A 23,258-nucleotide genomic window follows, 5' to 3' on the forward strand; every position below is an offset into this window, starting at 1 on the left:
ACCTGTCGGCATTGGAGCGCCCCGCTGTTCAGCAAAGGCGCTAAACTGGCACGAGGTGCTGGTTGGCGGAGCAAACGATGAGCTGCTTCGCGCCACGGGTCATCGCGACGTAAAGGTGACGATTATCCATTACCGCCGGGTTTAGGATCACCGCCACATCGGCTTCCAGACCCTTGAGCAGCAGCGTGCTCCCGACCGTCCGCCTGGCCAGAGGTCGGCCGATCAGCCGTGCTCGTTCCCGGACCGCCACGGCCGCCTCGGCCGGCGTCGCGCTTTGGGCGCCGCGACACGCGTTCAGCACCTCGTAAGCGCCACGAAGGATCGCCGGACGGTGGGCGCGGACACCGCCTTGGGCATTGATCGTCTCCAACAGTTCAATGGCGCCAGCGTAGCTCGGGGCCTCGCAGAACCTGAGCGCAACGGCCTCCGCTTCGGTGGGAGGGTTGCGGGCACGACCGGCTCGTAAGGTCTCGATGCGCTGGCACATCGCCGTGGCCCCCACATTGACCATCACGCCGCCCGCGAAATTGATAACGTGGTCAACCAGAGTGGCCGACGTGAGGTCGAACCGTTCGCCGAAGACGACGAGGTCGCGCATGTCCACGTTCTCGACGACAACGCCACCGGGGATTTGACCGGCGAACTCGCGCTGGCCCGTGGGGTTGGTGGAATCCGCCATGATTAGCACCCGACCGTCCGCACCGGGCGCCTGGCGCGATCCGGCTCCGACCCGAATACGGTGATCGTTCACGCCGTCCAGGCGGACCCATTGTACGTTGGCGGGGGCCGCCGCTAGGTCGATGGACCCGTTGCCAATCAGCACATGGCGCATGTCGAGCAGCCAGCGACCGAAGGCCTCTTCGCCGGCATTGATCCAGCGCCAGGGCGTATTCAGCGCACCGGCATCAGGGAACTCCGCCTTGACCTGACGCTCCCAATCCGCCGTGGGTCCGGCGAACGTGAAGATCGCCTGGAGCGGATCGCCAAGGACGCAGGTCCGAAGCGCTGTGCTCGCGTGAACCACGATCTCATGCTGGGGGACAGAGCAGTCCTGGTATTCATCGACGATGAGACGGTCATAGCTGGCCGCCAGGATGTCGTTAATGTGGCGGCCAGCCAGCAGGCCGCGTGCGGCGGCGCGGATCGCCGGGTAGTGATTGCGCGGGTTCGTGACACTCAGGATGTCGGGGTCGTGGCCGCAGCGTTGCGGAAACCAGGTCAGCAGCCGCATCGCCCACCCGTCGATCGTCGCCAGCCGATAGGCCGAAGCCGGCACGCGCGAGCGTTCCAGCCTCCCGCGCAGGGCCGCCACCCCGGCGTTGGTGTGGGTCAGAACGAGGATCGGCTTCGCCCCTGTGTGGCGCGACAGGGCGTCAGCGATCAGATGCGTCTTCCCGCAACCGGCCGGTGCCGTGACCGTCCCGCGTTCCACCGCCAGAAGGTCGATCTCAGTCTCCACGAACCATCCACGCTTCCAGCGCCGCCATGGTCCCGCGAAGGGTCTCATCAGCGTTCGCAAGGTGAGGGAGTAGGATGTCGCGGGTTACGCTCTCCATCTTGGTCACCGACTTGAACCACGACCCGCGCTTGGACCGAGCGGCCGCGCCGAGAGTGATGCGCAGCTCCGTCGAGAGCCCGAAGACGCAGGCGGCATAAGTGTGCTGGCCGTTGGATGCTGACTGGATGTGTTCGCCAACAAGATCGGCATCCAGAAACTCGACCGCGCGACCGAGGAGGTTCTGAACACCCTGATCGCCTAGACCACGGAACAGCTCGTCTTCGAGCGCACATCCGGCTCGCCATTTGAAGAGCGCCCCGCCACTGGCGATGAAAGCGTCTTCATCTGCCGCTTCAGGCTGGGCATCGTCATCGCGCAGGACGGCGACCCGATAGCCGAGGCTGCGGAAGGCATTAGCCCGCCCGTAGATTTTACTGACCCCCTGGGCGTCCACCCAAGCGACACCGGCGGCCGTCAACGATTGCTCACCTTGTGCCGCTCGGTGAAGGTCCATGCCTCTTAGCAGGCCGACTTCGCTGGCGCCTTCACAGACAACAATGGTCGGGGCGAGAAAGGCTTCCGGATAGAGCCGGATCGTCCCCTGCGTCGCGTCGCCCGTGCCGACCACGGTGACCTCATGTCGGCCTGCGGTCTTGCGGACCACAAAAAGCTGATCGCCACGCAGCTCGCGAATGGCCACGGGGGAGTGGGTGGTGATGAACGCCTGGATCGGCGGTGCCGCCTCTTTGGCGCCTATGGAGCCCAGCAGGCGGAGAATCCGATGCGGCTCAAGCCCGTGTTCCAGCTCGTCGATCAGGATCAAGGTCGCTTGGTCGGCCGCCTTGCGCTGGAGTCCTGCCAGCAGCAGGCGTGTCGAGCCGATCCCAAGGGCTCGCAGCGGAACGCCGTCGGATCCGTGGAGCGCGATGGTCCCGCCGCTGAATGACACCGAGTGAGTGTCCAGCATCGCCTTCAGGCCGTCACCAATCGGAATGCCTAGCTCCGTGGCGGTCTTCTCGACGATCCGCAACGTTTCGCCGAGTTGGGTTTCGGCCAAGTCGCCGAATGTGGCCCGCGCCGTCCGCGCCGCGTCCGCCAGAGCCGCCGACATCTCGGGCCGCTCGTCAGAGATCCGATTCAGCACGGACCCGCGTCGCCACGCCAGATTGTTATCCGCCAATGCACCGATGCGCGTTGGCGCAATCCGGGTGCGGTCACCCCAGGTCAGGAAGCGCGCCTGGCCGACGGCTTCGGCCCGGTCGGAGGCTAATGTCCAGATCGGATCTAGATCGCCGCCTATAGTGAGACGGATGCTCAGGACAGTTTCCGAACCGGCCTCGGGCTCATCGGCGATCGTGCTCGTCGCTGCGTTGAAGCTGCGGAGGTAGTTGCCGTAGGTCTCCAGGCTCTTCAGCGCATCGTCGAGTTCCCCGATGGTGACGGTGATGACGATGGGGTGTGCGACGTCGAGCAGGTAGAAGTCGGCGTCGGTCATCTGGACCGTTCGGCGTGCGCCCAGGCAGTAGTCGATGGCGTCGAGGATCGACGATTTCCCCGAATCGCCCGGCCCAATCAGGCAGTTAATTCCCGGCGAGGGTGCCCAAGCGAGTTGCTGGATGCACCGGAAGTTCTGAATCTGAACGTGCCGTATCCGCGCCATACTTCGCCGTGCAGCTCCTCAATCGTGTCTGTGGTCACTACCTCTGCGATTGCGGTGTTTGGCAAGTCTCGATCTGGCGTCGTAGGCGCGACGTAGCATGAGGCGGTGTCTTCACCGAAGAGCGCCACGGCGCGTATCATCAGCGCGCTAGCGTTCAAGATCCTAGATCCATGGGTGTGGGGCCAGGGGTGCTCGATCTTCGGCTTTGCGATGTCGATGGCCTGATGGAGGGCGACCTAGCGGCCGATTTCCAGGAGAAAGGCATCCAGAAGGCCCTCCATCGTGGCGCTAGGCGCGGTGCCGTTGTCCTTGTCCTCCAGCATCTTACAGAGCGTATCCACATTCAGATCCAAGACAAGCTTGCCGACATCACGCAACGCCCCATGGGTAGCCGCTCGCGCATCGAGTGAAAGACCTTGAGGGGAAATGATAATCGCCGTTCCCCTCAACGCCCTGGGATAGAGATACTTCTCTGTGATGTGGATCAGGTTTGGTTTGACCGCGTCGGTGTAGTTCTTGAACTCGAACAGGATGTACCGGCTGGAGAAATCTTCGATCAACGTACGGCTGAAGACATCATCTCCGGTGATTTTACACATGGCGTCGAAGCGGTTGGCGTCGCCGCCAACGGCCTGTTGCTCCTCCCACTGATCTAGCAGGCCCTGGAAGATGTAGCTCAAACCTTCCTGGCAAATCTGCTCGAACAGTCGCCAAGCGACACCCTCGCGCTCGGAGCTGAGTTTGATAAAACCGCTGCCTGACGGAAGTTCCCGCAGCTCCGCCGCCAACTCGTGGCCCTTGCGCGACGGCGGCGGACCGGATGGCCCAACGGGAGCGTCTGCGCTTCGCAAGCTGACCAAGGTCTGTAGGGTATCGGGAGCGTCAGCCCGCCGGGACGCCGATGCGCCGTCATCAACTGGACGATCGAAGTCCCTCAAGGCCGAGTTCAGTTCGCGCCCGATCTCCGTCAGACCAGCCTCCAACTCCACGTCGCTTTTGGCCGCATCCAGCATCTCGTCGAACGGAAACAGCACGACCCCGCCGGGAAGGGCGTCGTCGCTGAACGTGTGGCTTCGGTTAAGGTTAGTCGCAAGGACGGCATGGTCAGCGCCGACCGCGGCTTGAGCCGCGAGCAGGCGCTGACAGGCGTTGGAGAGATCGAGGGGATTGGGCGTGCGCGATCGGTAGAGTTTGACGTCTATGACCGACTTCGCGCCTGCCGGGGACGTTACCAGCAGATCGATCTCGTAGGGACGTCCGTCATCCCGAAGCGAAATCCTCTTGTCGGCCTCGACTTTGAAATCGTGTAGCCAGAACAATGCCTCCACCAACCGCTGGAAGCGATAGTACGGCTCGTTGGTCCTACGGTCCGACGACAACGGCATGCTAAGCCCCAAGGCCACTCACGAACTTCTAGGTTGAGTACCGTTCGAGCGCGGTCACGGTCAAGCTGTGCCAATCGGGAGGATTGCGGATTGCGTGGAGCCGTGACTAGGCTGTTCGAGGATGGCGAAAGCTTCGACGCCAAAGTACTTGGCGAAGTCGTCGCTCAGAGCCTCCAGTCCGTCGGTCCTCCGCGCCGTCAGCGCAGGGTCATAGCCTCGCTTCGCCAAGGCGCGCGCGAAGACCTCGCCGATATGCGTTTGCGCTTAACTAGGCTGAAAGCGATCCTTACACTTCAGTCAGCGTCACGACGCTGGCCGAAGATGCGTGAAATCGCCCGGCGGCTGGCGCGGTTTCGAAGACTTTCGAGTTTACTGAGTTAATGGCCGGCAGGCTCGCCGCCGCGTGCGCGAACGTCACGTATCTAGAGCGGAGCCAAGGTCAGCTATTTGTACACGTCTGGCCGACGTAAAGTGGCTCAGGTCGGAATGCTAAAGGTGAGGGGAAGGGTGATTTCGCCGCCCTCCACGGTTGAGCCGTCTAGGGTCCGCAGGCGCATTTGGAACAACGGCGTCAGCTTGAGCGCCGCGGCGCCGAAGCCGTAGCCGTCCGGCGATTCCGAGACGATCGAGCAGTTGGTGAGGCGGCCGCTGCTGTCGACCGTGCAGCGAAGCGTCGCGCGTCCGCCGAGCCCGACGCGTTGGGCTAGATCTGGATAGACGCGGGCGAAGTCCTCGCCGCTCGGTTTGCTGATCCAGTCCGGTCGCGTGATCACGTGCGCGCGGTTCGACGGCATGGCCAGATCCACCCCGAGCGCCTGGAGGGTGGCCAGGTCCATGGCGCCGGTGGCGCTTAGGCCCTGCGCGCCCTGGAATGCCAAGAGGGCCGACTGGGTCTTGGCGTTAAAGGTGCCGGTGGCGGCGCCGACCTTGTAGCCACGAATGGTCAGGGCGATCTGGACCTTGCGGACCATGTCCGTGATCTCGTCCGCTGTCAGTCGTTGGCGCGGCGGAGGCGATGTTTCCGGCGCGCCGACAAAGCCCATGGAAGGCGTGATCGGGGCAGGAACTGGTGTCGATGGCGTGACGCTGGGCGTCGCGACGGCGGGACGCGCGCTCACGCTTGCCTTGGGTTTCTTCTTCTTAGCCGAGGTGGCCTTCGGCGCCGCCGTGGCAGCCGGCGGCGAATAGAGCGGCGCGGGCGTCACGCCCGCGCCTGAGCTCGAGTAGTGGGAGCTGTGGCTGCTGTGACCGCGGCTGCCGCTGTAGTGCGAGCTGTGGCTACGGTGACTGCTGTGGCTTGAATGCGAGCGGTGGCCGGCGAACAGCAGCAGGCGCTGGCGTTCGGCCGGATCGCGGAACACCAGCAGATCCTTATGAACCTGAGGGGGATCAGCGCTCGCGCCCTCTTCCATCGGCGCGGGCGTGGCCAGCACCGGCTCGCCGATCAGAGCGAAGGGACTTGCCGCGCCGAGCAGTAGCGCCAGGTGATCACGCCATTTCATCGGCGAAGTCCTCATAGGTCAGGGGCGCGAGCGCGCGGCTGCGCCATTCGGAGCCGGCTGAGGCGAAGAAGCCCGCGCAGTGATCCTTGACCACGCAGGGCTCGCACTCGTCGGGATAGCGGTTCTTCCATTCGGAGATCGATTGGCGGGCGAACGGCCAGATGGCGCGGGGCAGGGCGCAGAGCGGCAGGTTGTAGACCGAGACGGTCATGCCGCGATTGGCCAGATGGTACGCAGCGGCCTGCAGCGGGGCGGCGTAGTCGACGGGATCGATCCACAGCCGCTCGCGATTGCCCTTGGCTAGGCCCATGGGCTCAAGCCCCATTAGCGCCACGTGTTCAACGAAGGGCAGGCGGCGGTAGATGAACTCGGCGAGCTTGGGCAGGCGCGGGATGGTCAGGCGATGCAGGACCACTCGGATCTCGACCCGAGCTCCGTGGCGGGCCAGCTCATGTAGGCCGTCGAGCGTCTCGTCGAAGGCGCCAGGCGCGCCGACCACCTCGTCATGAAGGTGGGGGACATCTGCATAGAGCGGCACGGCCCAGGTCGTGCGCTCGCCGCCTGCGGCGATCCAGTCGGCGGCGGCCGCGCCGTCCTGGAAGTTTCGGCCGTTGGTCAGGACGTGGAGCTGGGTGTTTGGCAGCTTCTCGCCGCACCGGCGCAGTAGCGCAGAAAGACCATCGCTCAGGAGGGTCGGCTCTCCACCGGTGACGCCGAGCTGTTGGGCGTCGGGATCGACCAGGTCGATGGTCTCCAGCAGCTCGCGCACCCGCCAGCTGTCGTCCTCGTCGCGCGGCGGCTGCGAGCACATCAGGCACAGGCTGTTGCAGCGTTCGGTGGCGAACAGGCTGTTGGTCTTGGCTCCACGGCGCCACAGCACCGAGACCATTGAGCCGTTCTGGCGTAGTCGCACCACATCGCCAGGTTCCGCGACGCGCTCATGGCGCAGATCAGAGAGGACGATCTCGTCGGCCTCGCCGCCGACCCATGCCGCGCCCGTCCAGCGAGCGCGGCTGGCGCGGGGCAGGGGGCTTTTGTCCCACTCCTGCGCCGACAGGAGCTTGAGGATCCGAACGCCCTCGACCCCGCTCGAGCGACCATGAGTGTGAAGCGCTAGGCCCAGGGTCATTGCGGCACGTAGCCTGCGTCGATGACCTCGTCACGGCCGCGGCCAAAGGCCCAGGCGGTGAAGGTGCGCATGTCCTGCGCGTCGCTGCGGGCGATATGGCCAAAGAGGATCTGGAACAGGCCCATGTGCTTGGTGCAGAAATCGCTGGTCGCCCGATCGCCGACCGGATCGCCGTGGGCGGCAGCGTGATAGACGGGGTCGGCGCCGCAGAACGGCACGAAAGCGCAATCGCCGCAGCCGGGCAGGTCCTCGGCGACGGCGCCGGTCGCCAGCCAGCGCATCGCTGGCGAGGCCATCAGATCCTCGAAGCGGTCGTGGACCGACCCTAGCGCGAACCGACCATCTCCAGTTTGCGCGGCCATTCGCGCCTCGTCCGCCGGATAGACCTGGCCATCGTAGTTGTAGACCAGCACCCCAAGCCCGGCGCCGGCCGGTGAGCGCAGGTCGACATAGCCCGAGCCGAACGGCGTGAAGATGTGGCGCAGCAGGATCGCCGCGTAGGTCTCCACCATCGGCTCGCCGGCCCTGTTCAGGGCCAGCAGATAGTCGAGCGCCTGGGCGTAGAACCTGACGAACGCTTCCATTGGATAGCCAATGGCTCGGCGGGTCTTGAGCGCAAAGCCGTAGGGGCTGATCGGCCGCAGGAAGATCGAACCGAAGCCGAGCTCCCGATAGGTGTCGATCACCGCTCTGGGATCATCAAGGGCTGCGCGGGTCAGGGTGGGCATGGCCACGACACCGTCGTGACCGACGATCGCACGAGCGCGCGCCAGACTCTCTACCGTACGCGTGAAGCTGTCGCGGGTCGGGTTGGGTCGCTGGCGGTCATGCAGCAGGGCCGGCCCGTCGATCGAGGTCGAGATGTGAATCTGGTGGTCGCGGCAGAATTCCAGAGCCGCCTCATCGAGGTGGTGGAGCGTCGAGACTAGGGAAAAGCGGATGCCGCGGCTTTGGTCGGCATTGCGTCGCTCGACCTCCAAGACGATGCATTCGACGAGGTCGAAGCGCAGGGCCGGCTCGCCGCCCTGGAATTCGACCGTGAGCGCCTGGGCCGGCGCTTCGAACACACGGTCGATCGCCGCGAGCGCGTCTTCCCACGACATGTCGAAGCCTGTTGCGCCCTCAGCGGCGCGCGAGACCTGACAATAGCCACAAGCATGGTCGCAGCGCAGGGTGACCACGAAGATATGCAGGGCTGGGCCATCAAGCAGGAAGGCTTGGCGCGTGCGCTCGGCGGCCGCCTCAAGCGCCTGGCCACCGCGGCCGGGCCGCTCGATGAAGCCGAGCGCGAGAAGATCATCATACCGGGGGTGGCTGCCCGGCATGGCGCCATCACGCCAGAGCAGATGATCGTCCTGGTTCAGGATCGCATATTCGCCGCGACGGTTGGTGACCAGATGCGACGCCGCCGGCGCCGTTAGTGCGATGGATCGAAGCACGCTCTCCCCCGAAAGCTTCGATCAACCTAACCGGGATGGGCCGTTGTAGGGAAGCTCAAACGTTGCGTCGATAAATTGGCTATCGGTTTCAGAGGCTTGGTGGCCGTATGCGCTGCGGGTGGAAGGTTTCAGATCCAAGATCAGCGTGTTTTCGCGCGCTGGGTGTTGGCGCATCTTCGCCTCGGGCCTTGTCTTGAAGACCCTCGCTGTAGCGGTTGTATTTTGATGGCGTACGCAGGTCCTTGCGGCCTAAGGAGACTTTGTCGGGAGAGTCTCATGCTGAAGTCCATCGTCGCCCTGGCCATGATCGCCGCCCTTGGTGGGTGCGCGACAAGCCAGGCGCGCGCGCCTGCGCCGCTGCGCATCGCCACTTGGAACATGGAGCACCTGTCGGAGGACGGTGCCAAAGGGTGTCGGCCGCGTACTGACGCCGACTATGTGCTGATGCGCGCCTATGCCGAGCGCCTGGACGCCGACGTCGTCGCTTTCCAGGAAGTGGAGTCGGTGAAGGCGGCCAAGCGAGTCTTCGATCCGGCCAAGTACGACGTTATCGTCGAAGCTCGGCCGGCCGGCGCGTCGTTCGACTGCCGAGGCATGGAGGGGCGCACCTCCACGCGCCAGGCCGTCGGTTTCGCCATCCGCAAGGGCGTCGACTACGACCGCGCCGTCGACCTGACCGAGCTGCAATTGGGCGATCCCAATCTGCGCTCAGGCGTCGACATTACCGTCCGTGCACGCGGCCATGCACCGCTTCGGCTCCTGGCCGTGCACCTAAAGTCGGGCTGCGCGTCCGGTCAGAGCGGGCAGGCCTGCCAGACGCTGAGCCGCCAGGTTCCGGTGCTGGAAGCGTGGATCGACCAGGCAGCGCGCGAGGGCGTTCGCTTCGCCGTGCTGGGCGACTTCAATCGCCGCCTGGCACGGGCCGGCGACACTATCTGGGCCGACCTCGACGACGGCGATCCGGCGAATGCCGACCTCTCCCTGGCGGAGGGCCAGACTACTCCCAAGTGTGACCCGCGCTACGGCGAGTTCATCGATCACGTGGTGCTCGACGCCCGCAGCGCCCGCGACCTCGTCGGGTTCGAGGAGTTGACCTACGGCGGCGGAGAGACCCGCCCTTCCGATCATTGCCCTATCGTCGCCCTGGTCCGGTGACGATCTCGCCCGAAGCGCTTGAAGCCATGGCGCGCACGCTCGAAGAGAGCGGACGCTACAGGGTCCTGCGGCGGCTAGATGGTCCGCGGCACATCGGCGGCAGCGCGACAGGGATCGTGCGCCAGGGAATCGTTCTGGATCTGGAGACCACCGGCCTTGATCCCCGCAACGACGAGATCATCGAGTTTGGCCTAGTGCCGTTCACCTACGACGCGGGTGGACGCATCCTCTCGGTCGGCGAGCCGTTCTCGCGCCTACGCCAGCCCGCGGGGCCAATCTCGCCTGAGATCACCAGGCTGACAGGACTCACCGACGCCATGGTGGCCGGGCAGGTCGTCGATCCGGCCGAGGTCGCCGCCTTCATCGCCTCCGCCGCCTTGATCGTCGCCCACAATGCCGCCTTCGACCGGCGCTTCGCCGAAGCCTTCTGTCCGGATTTCGCCTTCAAGCCCTGGGCCTGTTCCTACGCTCAGATCGACTGGCGGACGGCGGGCTTCGAAAGCGGCAAGCTGGCCTTTCTTGCCGCCGGCTATGGCTTCTACCATGAAGGCCATCGCGCATCGCACGACTGCCTGGCCACGCTTGAGATCCTCTCGGCGCCCTTGCCGGGGACGGGCGGCACGGGCTTTCAGACCCTGCTCGCCACGGCCCGCAAGACCAGCGTGCGGATCTGGGCCGACCAGGCGCCCTTTGAGCTTAAGGATGTGCTGAAGGCTCGCGGCTATCGCTGGAACGGCGAGGCGGGGCCCGCGCCACGCGCTTGGTATATCGATGTCGACGAGGCCGATCGCGACGCGGAGATCGCGTTCCTGAGCAGCGATATCTATCGGGGAGCTGTCGATCCGCTGACCCGGCGCATCACCGCATTCGAGCGCTTCTCCGAGCGCGCCTAGGCCCGTTGCCAGGAGGCTGTTGACAACTAAGGCGTTCGAGAGCCCCTCCTTTAGAGTCTAACGGGAAGGATTCCGACGGATGTCAAATTCGGTCGAATTTGCCAGGATGCTGGAACAAGCTCGCCTGGACTGTCGGGAGGGTCGCTGCCTTAGCGGAGTGGAGGCTACGGAGTTCTTGGATCAGATGATAGAGCGCATGGAACGACACTATGAGCAGGTCAGGTTGAACGGCGAAAAGACGCTTCGAAACGAATAAACGCCTGCTCCCGGCGATAATAGACGGAGGAGGGGGCTTTGCTCTGCTATTTCCCAATCCTCCCGCTATTGATGGTATCCCCAAAGCCCGCAGCTACAGGTCTAGCCTGCTCACGAATTTGCAGTGGTTCGCGCCGGTTCGATTGATGCGACCTCGTATGGGTGGGGGCCTCTTGTGGCGCGAATGCGCGATTATATCGCCGGTCGCAACGCCAGCGTTGTATGTCGACTCAATAAAGCCGGCCCTTAAGGATTGGGGGCTGAAATACTCGAAATCACCGCTCTCCAATCCTGCTGCTTGGCAGCGCTTCTTGACGATCTGCCAAACGCCGCCCGCACTCAGTGGGTGCGCTTGCACATGACCCCCGCGCACCACTTTTCGGAATAGTGGACCCTCAGTAATCACCGCCGCCTTTAGCCAGTTTTCGAGCGCTCGGACAGGGCAGGTGGCGGGGTGGCGGCCGACGTCGATGCGGTTGGTGGCTACCTGATGGCTAGCTGGTACGCCCTTGATGAGGATCGTCAGCCCACCGTCAGTCTTGCTAATATCCGCCACCTGGAGAGTGGCCAAATCCGAACGCCTAAGGGCCCCAGCGAAGCCGATTAGAAGCAGGGCTTTGTCGCGCTTTCCCGCTAACGTTTCTTCGCAGGTCTCGACGAGAAGCCTCATGCGTTCAACGGTTACTGCGCCGGCAGAACGTGCGCTCCGTTTGCGATCATTGCCAGATTTGGCGAGGTTGAACGCGATGGCCGGATGACTGGTGTCGATCATTGACCCTGCCAGGCGTGTAGCTTGGGCTATCGCTGCGATCCAACGACGGAGCGTGGCGGTGGCGTGGCTTCCGCTGTGACCGGCGATGTAGGCGCCAATAATCTCGGGTTCGGCCGGAAGCGCCACCAAGCCGCGATGCGCGCACCAGAGGCTATAGCGTTCGACGTCGGCCGCGTAGGCGCTCACGGTCGCTGCGGCCTGGGCCGTGGTTCGATAGTGATGCGATTGAGCTAGAGCCCGCGCAGTCTCCGGGAGACGTTTTGGATCGCCCATTCTCGCTCGCTCCAGTTGAGGCTGGCGCGAGTGTACGACCGGGGCTGCGCCTTGGCGCGGGATAAGGCCTCGGACAGATACTTTGACGCGTCGAGGACAATAACTCTGCCGATTTTCGGGACAGCAACCAACGGGGTCATTAATTCTGACCCGTGACAGACGTTGCCGCGCGTCAGACAGGTCGAGATATTATTGCTGATAATATTCCTTAGGCGATAAACATTGAGGCGCGGCTCGCTGTTTGTATCGTCAGGAAGATATTCCTATTGCCGCGCCCTCACTGCTCCCGGAACGTCCTGAACAGCCGCTGCTGCAACGGCTCAAGCAGGTACTGCAACGCGGTGCGCTTGCGCAGCGGCGCGACCACCTCGACCGGCAGCCCCGGCTTCAGCGCCGGCGGCTCGCGGCCCGGCTGCTTCAGCGCGGCCAGTTCCTCCGGCGGCACGGCGACCTCGGCGCGGAAATAGCGCGCGCCCGTCTTCTCGTCGGTGAAGCCGTCGGCCGAGAGCTTGGTCACCGTGCCCTGCAGCAGCGGCAGATGGCGGTCATGGAACGCCGTGAACTTGACGTCGGCGTTCTGGCCCACGTGCACATCATCGGCGTCGTTGGGAGAAACGCGGGCCTCGATGACCAGCGGCGCGCGCTGCGGCACGATCTCCATCAGCGTGTCGCCGGGCGCGGCGACCCCGCCGACGGTGAACACCTTCAGACCCACCACCTGGCCCGAGGCCGGCGCCCTGACCATGCCGCGCGAGAGCTGGTCGCGCGCGGCGGCCAGCTTGGGCTTGAGGTCGTTGAGCTCGATCTCGGACTGGCGCAGGTCGGCGATCACCTCGTCCATGTGCTCGCGGTCGCCCTGCAGGGCCTGCATGCGGGTCTCGCCGATGCCTTCGCGGGCGCTGGCGGCCTGGGCGCGGTAGGCGCCGTCGGTTCCAACCAGATCGGCCGCGGCGCGTTCCAGCGCCCTCACCCGGGTCAGCGGCGCATAGCCCTGGGCGGCCAGCTTGCGCATGCCCTCCAGTTCCTCGCCGATCAGCCGCTGCTGCTCGCGATTGGCGGCCAGCTGGCGGTTGTAGCCGTTGATCTGCTCGGCCAGCTGGCTGGCGCGTTCGCCCAGCACGCCGCGTCGCGAGGCCAGCGCCGCGCGCTGGGCGGCCAGTTGCCGGCGCTCCAGGCCCATGGCCTCGTCGGCCAGGACCTGGTCTTCGGGCGCCAGCCCGGCGAAGGCGACCGGGGTGACCGGCGCGGCCAGGCCGTCGCGCTCGGCGATCAGCCGGGCCCGGCGGGCCTCGACGGCGAAGACCCGGGCGGCCAGCGCCCGCTCCTGCGCCCTCACCTCCTGGACGTTGAGCTCCAGCAGAACCTGGCCCTGGCTGACCTTGTCGCCCTCTTGCACGCGCAGGGCCGAGATCACCCCGCCTTCCCGATGCTGGACGGCCTGGCGGCTGCCGGAAACCACCACCACGCCTTGCGCATAGGCCCCGGCGTCCAGGGGAGCGAAGGCGGCCCAGCCCAGGAACCCGACGAAGAACGCGCCGGCCGCGGCCAGGCCGACGCGCAGTTCCCAATGCGGGGCGTCGGCCGGATCTTCGGCCTTGTAGGCCTCGACCGTGACCAGAGCCCCTGGTTTGTAGACAGCTAGCGAACCGGTCATGGCGTTCACCCCGAAACCCGAAGATCAGGCGGCGCATTGGCCGGCCGCGGCAGTCCGGCCACCCGCGCTTCCAGCGCCTGCAGCACCTCGCGGCGGGGGCCGTAGAGGTCCATGGCGCCGTCACGCAGCACCAGCAGCTTGTCGGCCACGCCCAGGATGTTGAGGCGATGGGCGATGACCACCAGCGCCGCCCCCCTCGCCTTCTGGGCCGCGATCGCGTGCTCCAGCGCCGTCTCGCCCTCGAAGTCGAGGTTGGAGTTGGGCTCGTCGAGCACGAACACCTGGGGAGAGCCGTAGAGCGCGCGAGCCAGGGCCAGGCGCTGGGCCTGGCCGGCCGACACCCCTGCCCCGCCCGGTCCGAGCGGCGTGTCGTAGGCCTGGGGCAGCCGCAGGATCATCTCGTGCGCGCCGGCCGCGGTCGCCGCCGCCACCGCGCGCTCGTCGATTTCGCGCGGGTCGCTTTCGGTGATGCTGGCGAAGCGGGCGATGTTCTCCTTCACCGTGCCGGCGAACAGGCCGCAGTTCTGCGGCAGGTAGCCGATGTGGGCCGCCAGGCGCTCGGACTGCCAGTCGGCCAGGTCCGCGCCGTCTATGCGCACGCAGCCGAGGTCGGGCGTCAGGGCCCCGACCAGCACCCTGGCCAGGGTGGTCTTGCCCGCGCCGCTGGGCCCCACGACGCCGATGATCTCGCCCGGATTGAGGTCGAAGGACACGCCGCGCAGGATCATGCCCGCGCCGTCCGGCGTACGGACGCCTGCCTGTTCGGCCCGCAGTCGGCCCTTGGGTTCGGGCAGGCGCGTGCGGACCGGCGCGGCGGGAGAGCGCTCGAAGAGGTCGACCAGGGTGCGCAGGCCGTCGCGGGCCTGGATCACGCTCTTCCAGGCGCCGACGATCTGCTCGACGGGCGCCAGGCTGCGGCTGAGCAGGATCGAGGCGGCGATCACGCCGCCGGCCGAGATCTCGTGCCGCACGGCCAGCCATGCGCCGGTCCCCAGCGCCAGCGACTGCAGGGTCAGGCGCAGGAAGCGGATCAGGCCCGTATAGATCCCGCCCGTGAACTGGGCGTCGGCCTGCAGGCCCACGGCGGCGCGGCGGTCGAGCAGCTGGCGCACGATGAGCGGCTCGCGCATGCCCAGCGCCTTAACCAGGCCGCCCTGGCTGGCGATCGCCTCCTGCGTGGCGTAGGCCTGGGCCGAGGCTTCGTTGAGGGCCTCCAGCTTGGCGCGGGTGGCCTGTTCGTTGAGGATAGCCAGGATCAGCAGCGCGCCCGCGCCGATCACCGAAATCATGCCCAACAAGGGATGCAGCACGAAGCAGAGCGCCAGGTAGATCGGCGTCCAGGGCGCGTCGAGCATCGCCGTGGCGGCGGGGCCGGCGACGACGTTGCGGAAGGAATCGAACTCCCGCATGGCCTGGCGCAGGCGCGGCCCGGCGTCGGGACCGAGCCCGCCGGTCAGCCGGGTCAGCACCTCGGGCGCCAGCAGGCGGTCCAGGCGCAGGCCCAACCGCACCAGGATGCGCTGACGCAGGCTGTCCAGCATGGCCAGGGTGGCCAGGGCGAAGACGACCGCCACCGTCAGAAACGCAAGCGACAGGAGCCCGCCGGTGGGCAGGACCCTGTCGTAGATCTGCAGCATGTAGAGGGTCGGCGCCAGGTAGAGGATGTTGACCAGGGCGCTGAAGCCGGCGGCGATTAGCAGATGCCGCCGGCAGGTTCCCAGAGCGCTGGCCAGCGGCTCGGGGAGCGGTCGCCGCCCCGAGCCTCTCGCCCTGCCCTCGCCGCCCCGCCCGCTCATGCGAGGGTGTCCTCGGCGTGGTAGCGGGTCAGCATGGTGACGAACAGCTTGTCGTCGCCGTCGCCGGCGAAGGTGAAGCCGCTGATCGTGCCATTGTTGTTGTAGTCGTCGAGCGCGGTGTGGAGGGCCGCGCCGGAGCCTTGCCAGGCCGCGCTGTTCTGTTTGACGGCCGGTCCGTTGAAGTCGGCGATGCCGTCATGATTGGCGTCGGCGTACTGCTGCAGCCAGTCGATGGCCTGGTTCATCTTGGCGGCGGGGCTGTTCGGATCGAGCGGATCGCCCGAGGCGTTGCCGGCCTCGAAGTTCAGCCAGGCGGCGATGACGTCGCGGCCCAGAACGTAGCGGGCGTCCTGCGAAGGCTTCTGCGAGGCGTCCAGCACCTTCAGCGCCAGGGCCAGCGACATCTGCAGGGTGTCTTCGCCGGCGTCGGTGATCCCGTTGCCGTTGTCGTCGCCCAGCAGGATGTAGCGCTCTTCCTTGTTGCTGTTGCCCGGGTCGGGACCGTCGACGATGCCGTTGTTGTAGGCCAGCAGTTCGCCGTCGGGGAAATCGGGACCGGACTTGGTCTCGTTGCCCACCGTGCCGTCCCAGAAGGTCAGCCCATTGGGCGACAGCCAGAAGCCGGGGGTGCGCACGCCCACCGTGTCGATCAGACCGTAGTAATAGGCCAGGTCGTGGTCGCTGGTCGTGCCGCCGGAGTAAGTCCCCGACGCGGTGGCGTCGTTGACGTGCTGGCCCGAGGTCCAGGGCGCGGTGATCTGGAACTCGGTGCTGGCGCCGACCGCCAGGTTGCCGAGATCACGCGCCGTGCCCGCCGCCGCGCCGTTCAGGTCGAACACCGAGTCCGTCACCGCGGTGTTGGTCAGGGTGACGTTGCCGGTGTTTGTGACCACGAACTTGAAGGCGATGCTGGCGCTGGAGGTGGCGATCGGCCCCATGGGGTCGTCCGCGTCGCTCCAGGTCGCGCCGCCGTCGATCGAGACGTACTTCTCGATGTCGATGCTCGCGCGCTGCTGCACCGGCACATTGGCGTCGTCGGTGTCGGGGCCGGTCTGGTTGGAGTCTGCGGTGGCCGTGTTCTCCAACTGACCGTCGCCGCCGCCGTTGGAGTCCAGCTCGGCCTGGGTCACCGTGTGCTTGGCGGTGTAGCCCCAGGTTTCACCGACCTCCAGGAAGGCGTCGTTGTCGCCGACCACATCCACGCCGCGCATGATCGAGCCGGCGTCGGCATAGGGGTCGGTCACCGTCACGCCGTCCAGCGTCGTGTTGCCGGTGTTGGCGACGGTGATGACGTAGCTGATCTGCTCGCCGGCCGCGTCGGCCGTGCCCCCGGGGACGCTGGCGTCCTTGGTGATGTTGAGGCTGGGCCGGCGGTCGACGGGCACGCTGGCGTCGTCGGTGTCGGGGCCGGTCTGGTTGGAGTCGGCCGTGGCGACGTTCTCCAGGGCGCCGTCGCCGCCGCCGTTGGAGTCGATCTCGGCCTGTGTGACCGTGTGCTTGGCGGTGTAGCCCCAGGTTTCGCCGACCTCCAGGAAGGCGTCGTTGTCGCCGACCACATCCGCGCCGCGCATGATCGAGCCAGCGTCGGCGTAGGGGTCGGTGACGGTGACGCCGTCCAGCGTGGTGTTGCCCGTGTTGGCCACGGTGATCACGTAGCTGATCTGCTCGCCGGCCGCGTCGGCCGTGCCTCCGGGGACGGTGGCGTCCTTGGTGATGTTCAGGCTGGGCCGGCGGTCGACAGGCACGCTGGCGTCGTCGGTGTCCGGCCCCGTCTGGTTGGAGTCGGCCGTGGCGACATTTTCCAGGGCGCCGTCTCCGCCGCCGTTGGAGTCGATCTCGGCCTGGGTGACCGTGTGCTTGGCCGTGTAGCCCCAGGTTTCGCCGACCTCCAGGAAGGCGTCGTTGTCGCCGACGATATCCGCGCCGCGCATGATCGAGCCGGCGTCGGCGTAGGGATCGGTCACCGTCACGCCGTCCAGCGTGGTGTTGCCGGTGTTGGCGACAGTGATCGTGTAGCTGATCTGCTCGCCCGCCGTGTCGGCCGTGCCGCCAGGGACGGTGGCGTCCTTGGTGATGTTCAGGCTGGGCCGGCGATCGACGGGCACGCTGGCGTCGTCGGTGTCCGGGCCGGTCTGGTTGGAGTCGGCGGTGGCCGTGTTCTCCAGCTGACCGTCGCCGCCGCCATTGGAGTCGAGTTCCGCCTGGGTAACGGTGTGCGTGGCCGTGTAGCCCCAGGTTTCACCGACCTCCAGCAGGGCGTCATTGTCGCCGACCACATCGGCGCCGCGCATGATCGAACCGGCGTCGGCGTAGGGGTCAGTCACGGTGACGCCGTCCAGCGTGGTGTTGCCGGTGTTGGCGACGGTGATCACGTAGCTGATCTGCTCGCCGGCCGCGTCGGCCGTGCCTCCAGGGACGGTGGCGTCCTTGGTGATGTTGAGGCTGGGCCGGCGGTCGACGGGCACGCTGGCGTCGTCGGTGTCGGGGCCGGTCTGGTTGGAGTCGGCCGTGGCGACGTTCTCCAGGGCGCCGTCGCCGCCGCCGTTGGAGTCGATCTCGGCCTGGGTCACCGTGTGCTTGGCGGTGTAGCCCCAGGTTTCGCCGACCTCCAGCAGGGCGTCATTGTCGCCGACCACATCGGCGCCGCGCATGATCGAGCCAGCGTCGGCATAGGGGTCGGTGACGGTGACGCCGTCCAGCGTGGTGTTGCCCGTGTTGGCCACGGTGATCACGTAGCTGATCTGCTCGCCCGCGGTATCCGCCGTGCCGCCTGGGACAGTGGCGTCCTTGGTGATGTTCAGGCTGGGCCTGGGGGCGACCGGGACGCTGGCGTCGTCGGTGTCAGGGCCGGTCTGGTTGGAGTCGGCCGTGGCGACATTTTCCAAGGCGCCGTCTCCGCCGCCGTTGGAGTCGATCTCGGCCTGGGTGACCGTGTGCTTGGCCGTATAGCCCCAGGTTTCGCCGACCTCCAGGAAGGCGTCGTTGTCGCCGACGATATCCGCGCCGCGTATGATCGAGCCGGCGTCGGCATAGGGGTCGGTCACCGTCACGCCATCCAGCGTGGTGTTGCCGGTGTTGGCGACGGTGATCGTGTAGCTGATCTGCTCGCCCGCCGTGTCGGCCGTGCCGCCAGGGACGGTGGCGTCCTTGGTGATGTTCAGGCTGGGCCGGCGATCGACGGGCACGCTGGCGTCGTCGGTGTCCGGGCCGGTCTGGTTGGAGTCGGCCGTGGCGACATTTTCCAAGGCGCCGTCTCCGCCGCCGTTGGAGTCGATCTCGGCCTGGGTGACCGTGTGCTTGGCCGTATAGCCCCAGGTTTCGCCGACCTCCAGGAAGGCGTCGTTGTCGCCGACGATATCCGCGCCGCGTATGATCGAGCCGGCGTCGGCATAGGGGTCGGTCACCGTCACGCCATCCAGCGTGGTGTTGCCGGTGTTGGCGACGGTGATCGTGTAGCTGATCTGCTCGCCCGCTGTGTCGGCCGTGCCGCCAGGGACGGTGGCGTCCTTGGTGATGTTGAGGCTGGGCCGGCGATCAACGGGCACGCTGGCGTCGTCGGTGTCCGGGCCGGTCTGATTGGAGTCAGCCGTGGCGACGTTCTCCAGGGCGCCGTCGCCGCCGCCGTTGGAGTCGATCTCGGCCTGCGTGACCGTGTGCTTGGCGGTGTAGCTCCAGACCTCGCCCACTTCGAGCAGGGCGTCGTTGTCGCCCACCGTGTCGGCGCCGCGCATGATAGAGCCGGCGTCGGCATAGGGGTCGGTGACGGTGACGCCGTCCAGCATCACGTTGCCGGTGTTGGCCACGCTGATCGTGTAGCTGATCTGTTCGCCGGCCGTGTCAGCCGTGCCGCCCGGGACGCTGGCGTCCTTGGTGATGTTCAGCGCCGGATTGCGGGTCAGCGTCACGCTTTCGGGGTCGCTGTCGGAGACCGAAATGCCGCTGGCCGACGAGCCCGTGGCCGTGCCGGTGTTGGTGTAGCCGCCGGCCTCGATCTCGGCCTGGCTGAACACGTGCAGCAGACTGCCGGTCGCCGAGGCGCCGACCGCGAGGTCGTCGGCTTGCCCGTCGCCGTCCTGGTCGGTCAGGCCCGTCAGGGCGATCGGAATGTCGTCGGCGGTGTTTCCGGGCGTGCCGTTGTCATCCATCAGGGTGACGTTCAGCAGCTTGATCGTGCCGGTGTTGGTGACCGTGAAGTTGAACACCTGGGTGTCGCCGGCGTCATCGCCGTTGCCGTCGCCGTCGGTGCGCGTCCCGGCCGTCTTGACCACGTCGACCTGGGGCGGGATCGGCTGGTTGCCGATCTGCACATTGTAGGTCGTGGCCGCGCTGAGGGTGACGGTCTCGAAGGCGCCCGTGGTCTGGGTCCAGCCCTCCTGCAGCACCTCGTCGACCTGCACCGTGCCCAGCGACAGCGGCAGGCCGCCGATCTGGAACGTGCCGTCGGCCTTGGTCACCGTCGAGCGTTCGCCCGCGTCGAGCACGCCGTTCTTGTTCTCGTCGACGAAGATCGTCCAGCCGCCGAGGCCCGCCTCGCCGGCGTCCTGCACCCCGTCGCCGTCGGCGTCGAGGAACTTGATCCCGCTGATGACGGCGGCCTGCTCGGTGTTGAATTCCTCGAAGCCGTCATCGGCGGCGTAGTCCGTGCCGGGGCGGCCGAACTCGGCGTAGAGCGTGATGTAGGCCGAGCTCAGGTCAGCGCCGCCGAACAGCGAGACCGGCACATAGAAGATGTAGTCGTCATTGCCGCTGCCCGACGAGTGCGCGTCCATCAGCAGCGTCTTGTCGCCGCTCGCGTCGAGATCGAAGATCTTGGTGAAGTCGGCGTCCAGTTCCTGGGTGCCGGCGACATAGTCCGCGCCCGTGGCCGGAGCCGACGAGTAGTAGATCTTCAGCGCATTCAGCGCGGTGAACGGATTGGCGTTGGTCTCGTTCAGGTCCAGCCGGAATTCCAGGTACTGCACCCCGTCGATCACCCGGATCGGGATCTGGTTGAAGGTCAGGCTGCTGGTCTTGCTCTGGTCGGTGTTGAGCACATCGGTGGCGTCGGTGTTGAAGCCGTTCTCGTTGCCGTCGTTGTCGCGGATGCCCAGGAACGGGGCGTAGATGCCCGTGCCTGAACCGATCGCGTCGCCGCGCGTGATGACCACGCCGTCGATCGTCGTCGTACTGCCAGGTGAGGTGAGGTCTATGTCGGCCATGACTAGCTCCCGAGCGCTCCGCGCGCAGGCCCTCCGGGCTCGTCCGCGCGATCCAAACGAAGGCCTCGATCACAACGTCGACGGGGGAGACGGATGCCGGGTCCGAGGTCGGCGCCGGAGGCGCACGCAAACGCCTGAAGCTCGTGGCCGTGTCGGGGGATGCGATGACCGCCTTCCCCGCCGCTGGCTCAAAGAAGCTCCTGGAGTGCGCAACGCCTACGCGAAGCGAAACAGCGGCTAGCGATCTGCCTAGTTCAGTTTCGCGTCAATAACTTGAGCTTAGCAATGACAAGTCGTCATGCTGAATGCATTATGCCGTATGCCTCAGTGGTCGCCGCAATTTCACATGACGAAATCAATCATTCGCATGCAATAGACTTTCGCTTGAGTAGCGTGGCGTGAAAACTCGCCAGACCTAGAAGCGCCCGCGCAGGGTGACCCGGGCCACCCGTCCCAGGCTGTCCTGGTCATCGCGCCCGTAACCCGGCGCGGGGCGGCCGTCGCCCAGCCTGGCGCGGGGCCGCGCGTCCAGAAGGTTCTCTATTTCAAGGCCCAGGCGCAGGCCCGATATGCGCATGGGAGGCGCTCCGCCCTCCCCGGCCTGGGCCGGCGCGGCGGGCTTGGCGGCGAACATGTAGCCCAGCTTGAGATCGATCCTGGTGAGGTCGGAGACCACAAGGTCGTTCGGCCCGTCGGCGCCCGTGTCGCGGCGGGTGCGATAGGCCTGCCGCCACCGGGCGCTGGCGTTCAGCGTCCATTTGTCGCGGCGCGCGTCCAGCGTGGCCGACAGCGTATTGCGCGCCGAGCCGCCGCCGTCGCCGGCCAGATGGTCCATCACGGGGTAACCCGCGCGGATGACCGTGACGCTCTTTAGCTGCAGCGTGTGGTTCAGCGAGACCCTCAGGCTTGACGTGCTAAGCCCCGGCGGACCCTTGCCGTCGAAGGGCACGATGAAGTTCAGCCCCGAGGCCAGGGTGTCCGACCGCGACGAGAGCAGGTTGATCGCACGCTGGTCGACGCTGATCAGGCGACCGTCGGGGTCGCGCTGGAACCGCTCGGGAAAGGCCGCCTCGACCGCCGGGGTCAGGGCCGGCAGGCCGCTGATGCCGTCCCGGGAGTCGGAGGTGCGGTAGCTGAAATTGCCCGACAGCCGCCACGGCGTCACCGGCCCCACCGAGAGACCCAGCGAGAACCGCTCGTTGGTCTGGCCCTTCAGGTCGGGATTGCCGCCCAGCAGCGGCAGGATCTCCACCGACTGGCCGGTGGCGAAGTCGAACACCACGATCGGCGTTCCGTAGAAGGGCGCGTCGAACAGCTGCTGGTCGGACGGGGCGTCGTAGGAGCGCGCCCACGAGCCGTTCAGCCGCAGGATCTTGTGCGGAGACCACATCAGCGCGCCGTTGACCCCGCCGCCGCCCCCTGAACCTGACTGGCGCCGCAGGTTGCCGCTGAGGTTCAGGGCGGCGCCGCCCAGATTGATCCGTCCGGCGCTCTCGCCGGGCTGAGGCGCGCGCAGGAGCGGGATCGACAGCCCGCCCCGGATGTCGGCGGTCTCGGCGCTGCGCTCGGTCTTTTCGCCCTCGATGGTGTTGGTCGAGCTGGTTTTCGAAACACGGCCGCTGACGTCCATCGTCAGCCGGCCCGCCGGCAGGGTCAGCAGCGGCCGGTCGGCCGACAGGTTCAGTCCGACCGAGCGGTTGTTCGACTTGCGGTCGGTCAGGCCCTCCTGGCTGCCGCTCGAGAGCTGGCCGTCGATGGCGGCCCTGACCGACCATCTGGCGATGTCGCCGTTGCCGCCCGCGTTGAGGGTCAGGCCCTGCTGGCGCCCCTGGATGCCGGCGAGCGCGTCGCCCCGGCGAGAGACCGTCTCGTCCCGCTGGGCCCGCGCGGTGGCGCTGAACGAGCCCTGCCATTCGCCGAGACGGCGATTGACCGACATATTGCCGGTCACGGACGTGTTCTTCGGCTTCAGGACGACGCCGAGGGACTGGGGGTTGTCGCGCAGGTAGTCGGGCCGCTCGTCGGCCCGCAGCGAGGTGTCGTGCGTCAGGCGCACGCCGAGCTGGCTCATGTTCTCGTCGGCGATGGCCGAGCGGCGCACGTCGCCCATAAAGGAAGAGCGACCGCCGCTGGTGGGCCGCGCCTCGGCCAGCTGGGCGTCGCGGCTCTGGAAGCTGCGCTTGAGAACGATGTTGACGACCCGCCGGCCCGGGTCGGCGCCGTACAGCCCCGCCGCCTGCTCGGGCAGCAGTTCCACGCGGGTCATGGCGTCGGGCGGAAACGACAGGTAGTCGCCGGCGTTCTGCACCCGCCGGCCGTTGATGATCACCACGGGCGGCTCGGTTATGCCGTAGGCCGAACTGATCCGGTCCAGCGCCTCGCCGATGTCGTAGGCGCCCAGGGCTTCGATCTCGCCCGGCCCCAGTTCGGTCTCGGGCGGGGTCTTGGCCGCCCCGCGACGGGCCACGACCTCGACGCCTGAAAGCCGCACCGCCGCGTCATCGGCCTCCTCCGCCTCGGCCCGCGCCGCAGCGCTCGCCTGCGGCGGCGCCGGGACGTCGCCTGGGGCGACAGCGGACATGAGAAGCAGCCAGTACATCGGGGGCATCCAGCCGCATCACAGCCGCGAGTTGCAAGGCCTCTTATGCA

13 protein-coding genes are annotated in these 23,258 nt (G+C 66.8%); 2 read left to right on the forward strand and 11 right to left on the reverse strand.

The window, feature by feature from the left end; all coding sequences use genetic code 11:
• Positions 1-40 precede the first annotated feature (40 nt).
• The 6 genes from G5B46_RS02365 to hxsB all read right to left on the reverse strand — a co-directional run bounded on the left by G5B46_RS02365 (position 41) and on the right by hxsB (position 8,613).
• The gene (locus tag G5B46_RS02365; RefSeq protein ID WP_205691430.1) at positions 41-1,459 is read right to left on the reverse strand and encodes a UvrD-helicase domain-containing protein; all 1,419 of its coding nucleotides are present in this window, start codon (positions 1,457-1,459) and stop codon (positions 41-43) included.
• Complete coding sequence (locus G5B46_RS02370) at positions 1,449-3,158, reverse strand: ATP-binding protein (RefSeq protein WP_165255720.1); 1,710 nt, start codon at positions 3,156-3,158, stop codon at positions 1,449-1,451. Before G5B46_RS02370 ends, G5B46_RS02365 begins: the two co-directional genes overlap by 11 nt.
• 236 nt (positions 3,159-3,394) lie before the next feature.
• Positions 3,395-4,543, reverse strand: a complete 1,149-nt coding sequence (locus G5B46_RS02375; protein WP_165255722.1) for a restriction endonuclease — start codon at positions 4,541-4,543, stop codon at positions 3,395-3,397.
• A gap of 476 nt (positions 4,544-5,019) precedes the next feature.
• Positions 5,020-6,045, reverse strand: coding sequence for a TonB family protein (locus G5B46_RS02380; RefSeq protein WP_165255724.1), 1,026 nt, complete (start codon positions 6,043-6,045; stop codon positions 5,020-5,022).
• A complete protein-coding gene (hxsC, locus tag G5B46_RS02385; protein ID WP_165255726.1) occupies positions 6,032-7,174 on the reverse strand; it encodes a His-Xaa-Ser system radical SAM maturase HxsC in 1,143 nt (380 codons plus the stop codon). Before hxsC ends, G5B46_RS02380 begins: the two co-directional genes overlap by 14 nt.
• The gene (gene hxsB / locus G5B46_RS02390; protein WP_165255727.1) at positions 7,171-8,613 is read right to left on the reverse strand and encodes a His-Xaa-Ser system radical SAM maturase HxsB; all 1,443 of its coding nucleotides are present in this window, start codon (positions 8,611-8,613) and stop codon (positions 7,171-7,173) included. The genes hxsC and hxsB overlap by 4 nt, the downstream gene beginning before the upstream one ends.
• Positions 8,614-8,889: 276 nt before the next feature.
• On the opposite strand from hxsB, the gene G5B46_RS02395 reads away from it, so the two are divergent.
• Complete coding sequence (locus G5B46_RS02395; protein WP_165255729.1) at positions 8,890-9,768, forward strand: endonuclease/exonuclease/phosphatase family protein; 879 nt, start codon at positions 8,890-8,892, stop codon at positions 9,766-9,768.
• Positions 9,765-10,661 (forward strand): 3'-5' exonuclease, encoded by an 897-nt coding sequence (locus G5B46_RS02400; protein WP_165255731.1) that lies wholly within the window; start codon positions 9,765-9,767, stop codon positions 10,659-10,661. The genes G5B46_RS02395 and G5B46_RS02400 overlap by 4 nt, the downstream gene beginning before the upstream one ends.
• Positions 10,662-11,010: 349 nt before the next feature.
• Here G5B46_RS02400 and G5B46_RS02405 read toward each other — a convergent pair whose 3' ends face one another.
• The 5 genes from G5B46_RS02405 to G5B46_RS02425 form a co-directional block, all read right to left on the reverse strand.
• Positions 11,011-11,874 (reverse strand): tyrosine-type recombinase/integrase, encoded by an 864-nt coding sequence (locus tag G5B46_RS02405; protein ID WP_165255732.1) that lies wholly within the window; start codon positions 11,872-11,874, stop codon positions 11,011-11,013.
• A 364-nt stretch (positions 11,875-12,238) separates the two neighbouring features.
• Positions 12,239-13,615 (reverse strand): HlyD family type I secretion periplasmic adaptor subunit, encoded by a 1,377-nt coding sequence (locus tag G5B46_RS02410; protein WP_165255734.1) that lies wholly within the window; start codon positions 13,613-13,615, stop codon positions 12,239-12,241.
• Between the two features lie 5 nt (positions 13,616-13,620).
• Positions 13,621-15,411: a type I secretion system permease/ATPase gene (locus G5B46_RS02415; RefSeq protein WP_165255735.1), complete on the reverse strand. Its 1,791-nt coding sequence runs from the start codon at positions 15,409-15,411 to the stop codon at positions 13,621-13,623.
• A complete protein-coding gene (locus G5B46_RS02420; protein WP_165255737.1) occupies positions 15,408-20,609 on the reverse strand; it encodes a DUF11 domain-containing protein in 5,202 nt (1,733 codons plus the stop codon). Before G5B46_RS02420 ends, G5B46_RS02415 begins: the two co-directional genes overlap by 4 nt.
• Before the next feature lie 415 nt (positions 20,610-21,024).
• Positions 21,025-23,190, reverse strand: coding sequence for a TonB-dependent receptor (locus G5B46_RS02425; protein WP_165255739.1), 2,166 nt, complete (start codon positions 23,188-23,190; stop codon positions 21,025-21,027).
• Positions 23,191-23,258: the final 68 nt, after the last annotated feature.

Origin of the sequence: Caulobacter sp. 602-2, from assembly GCF_011043625.1 — a bacterium.
GTDB lineage: Bacteria > Pseudomonadota > Alphaproteobacteria > Caulobacterales > Caulobacteraceae > Caulobacter.